The following is a 2,406-nucleotide window of genomic DNA, read 5'->3' as shown; positions in this document are numbered from 1 at the left end:
CTTGGTTTTGAATGTCGGGGTGGTGGGGTCGGCCAGGCCCAGGTGCACCTCCTTGGGCCGGTTTGAAGTGCCCTGGGTTTGTTGGAGACTCCATTGCTTGGAAAGGATCATGGAGTCATGCCAGAGCAGAAGAATCCCGAAGCCTGCTCGAGACCGGCGGCTTCAGACCCCAACTCCTACACCCCCGATTGGGATGAGCCCGAAAACTCTGCAACGAATGTGAGACCAAACCATGAGCACCACACCCAACACCCCCAAGCCCAAGCTGTCCAAGAAGACCAAGATCGTAGGCATCGTCGCCGCGCCACTGGCGTAGGCGATGGACACCTCCGCTCGGATGGACATTGCTGGAATCAATGCGGCATCGGCAGAGATTGAAGCGCTGACACCGCAGCTTGAAGACGCCGGATTCGACTGGGGCTTCTTCTCAGAAGCGTGCAAAGACGCCGCAGAATGATCACCGTCATCATCCCCGCGCACAACGAGGCCGACGCGCTGCCGACCACTATCGCCAGCCTACGAGCGCAGACCGTTTCACCAGACCGGGTGCTAGTGGTCAGCGACAACTCCACCGATCAGACGGTGGAGGTCGCTCGCTCGCTTGGCGTCGATGTCATGGAGACCATCGGCAACACGGCACGCAAGGCAGGCGCTCTCAACCAGGCGCTCGCAACCCTGGACCGCACCGGACTGGTGCTGGTGATGGACGCCGACACTGAGCTGGTGCCGACCTGGATCGAGACCGCCCTGAGTGAGCTGGACGACCCCACTGTTGGCGGCGTTGGTGCGGTCTTCCACGGCGGCGAACCAGACGGCTACCTGCAGCTGTGCCAGAAGCTGGAATGGGAACGCTACGCCGAGCAGATCGACCGCACGGGCAAGGTGTTCGTCCTCAGTGGCACGGCGGCACTCATCCGGTGGGAAGCACTGGAGGACGTGCGACACCGCTTCGGCCACTGGTACGACACCGCCACCATCACCGAGGACATGAAGATAACGCTCGCACTGAAGGAGTGCGGATGGACACTGCGGTCACCAGTTGCCTGCAAGACCATCACAGAGATGATGCCCACCCCACGAATGCTGTTCTTGCAACGTCGCCGCTGGTACTTAGGCGCTTTACAGAACGTAATGGATATGGGATTCACTCGCGTCACCGCACCCTATTGGGGGCAACAGGTGATGCTCGCCGTGTCCGTGCTCCTGCTGTGGACCCTGATCGTCGCCACCGCAGTATCCGTGGCGATCAACGGTTGGCAGGCACCGCAACTGTTCTGGCTGGCCGTTGGCGGCGTGTTCGTCATCGAGCGGGTGCTCACTATCTGGGACCAGCCGGTGCGCTACAGGGTATTCGCGGCACTCATCATCCCCGAGTTGGTCTACTCGCTACTCCTACAGGCCAGCTACGTCGCAGCTGTGTGGCAGAAGCTCACCGGCTCCGCAGGCAGCTGGCACCACGTCGAAACACCACAGAAGGAGGCCCCCGATGTACGGATCTGACAGCACACAGGCCGCCACACTAGCGGCCACAGGGACAGCCGGGGCAGTGCTCTGGAGCGTCATAGGTGCGGGTGTCCTTATCCTCGCTGGGTTGACGATCATCACCATCGTCGGCGTCGTCCGGCACCGGACCAAGGTAAAGGATGACCAGTGACCACCGACCCCTGCGCCGGACTCGACACCTGCCACTACTGGCCGCGCCACGACGACCGCTGCGACCGCGTGACAGAGGCTCATAGCGCCATGTGTGAGAAGCACCAGGACCGAGACTATGGAACCTGGTGGGAGTGGGTTGCCCCCGGGAGTAGGTCCGGGCAGTATGCGAGCCGCGGTTTCTTCAATGGGTACAGATTTCAGCATACTCAGCCGGGCTGCGGTACCCGAGCGCTGAGTGGCGCCGGATGGTGTTGTATTCCTTCTTCCAATCGCCGATGATCACCCGAGCATGGGTCAAAGACCAGAAGCTGGTGATGTTCAGGCACTCATCCCGGATCCTGCTGTTGAAGGACTCCACGTACCCATTGCGCCACGGGGCACCGGGTGGGATGTAGTGGATCCCCGTGACCTCCCCGGCCCAGTCGGCCATCGCGTGGCAGATCAGCTCCGGGCCGTTGTCACACCGTAGGACCTCTGGAAGCCCCCGGTCAGCGGCGATAGCGTCGAGGTGGGCGGTGAGGTCATCACCGGTGATGCTGCGGGCCACGATCCCGCCCAGGCATTCGCGAGTGTGCTCATCGACGATCGAGGCGATCTTGATCGCCCGGCCCGTCTCATCGGTGTCGAATTGGAAGTCCACCGCCCACACCACATTCGGCGCGCCGGCCTGTGGGGCTTCCGTGGTGGTGTCCCGCGTCAAGTAGTTGGCAGGATTTCCTTGGTTTTGAATGTCGGGGTGGTGGGGTCGGC

At 62.2% G+C, this 2,406-nt stretch carries 4 protein-coding genes; 3 read left to right on the top strand and 1 reads right to left on the bottom strand.

Features of this window, described 5'->3' with window-relative positions:
- Positions 1–319 precede the first annotated feature (319 nt).
- The 3 genes from GNZ21_RS11620 to GNZ21_RS11610 are packed head-to-tail and all read left to right on the top strand — an operon-like array spanning position 320 to position 1,654.
- Positions 320–457 carry a hypothetical protein gene (locus tag GNZ21_RS11620; RefSeq protein WP_157324529.1) on the top strand — a complete coding sequence of 46 codons (138 nt, stop codon included), beginning with the start codon at positions 320–322 and terminating at the stop codon, positions 455–457.
- Complete coding sequence (locus GNZ21_RS11615; RefSeq protein ID WP_157324526.1) at positions 454–1,500, top strand: glycosyltransferase family 2 protein; 1,047 nt, start codon at positions 454–456, stop codon at positions 1,498–1,500. The genes GNZ21_RS11620 and GNZ21_RS11615 overlap by 4 nt, the downstream gene beginning before the upstream one ends.
- Positions 1,487–1,654, top strand: coding sequence for a hypothetical protein (locus GNZ21_RS11610; RefSeq protein ID WP_157324524.1), 168 nt, complete (start codon positions 1,487–1,489; stop codon positions 1,652–1,654). The genes GNZ21_RS11615 and GNZ21_RS11610 overlap by 14 nt, the downstream gene beginning before the upstream one ends.
- 183 nt (positions 1,655–1,837) lie before the next feature.
- Here the strand turns inward: GNZ21_RS11610 and GNZ21_RS11605 are convergent.
- Positions 1,838–2,406, bottom strand: a 569-nt coding sequence (locus GNZ21_RS11605; RefSeq protein ID WP_232532825.1) for an integrase core domain-containing protein, incomplete at its 5' end; no start/stop codon positions are given.

Source organism: Nesterenkonia alkaliphila (assembly GCF_009758175.1).
In the GTDB taxonomy this organism is placed as follows: Bacteria; Actinomycetota; Actinomycetes; order Actinomycetales; family Micrococcaceae; genus Nesterenkonia; species Nesterenkonia alkaliphila.
Note: the sequence above shows the minus strand (reverse complement) of the source record. Positions and strands in the feature narration are given on the sequence as shown.

Bases quoted from the DNA above. Each gene is read 5' to 3' on its own strand.
- GNZ21_RS11620 (WP_157324529.1), top strand. From the start codon at position 320: ATGGACACCTCCGCTCGGATGGACATTGCTGGAATCAATGCGGCATCG.
- GNZ21_RS11615 (WP_157324526.1), top strand. From the start codon at position 454: ATGATCACCGTCATCATCCCCGCGCACAACGAGGCCGACGCGCTGCCG.
- GNZ21_RS11610 (WP_157324524.1), top strand. From the start codon at position 1,487: ATGTACGGATCTGACAGCACACAGGCCGCCACACTAGCGGCCACAGGG.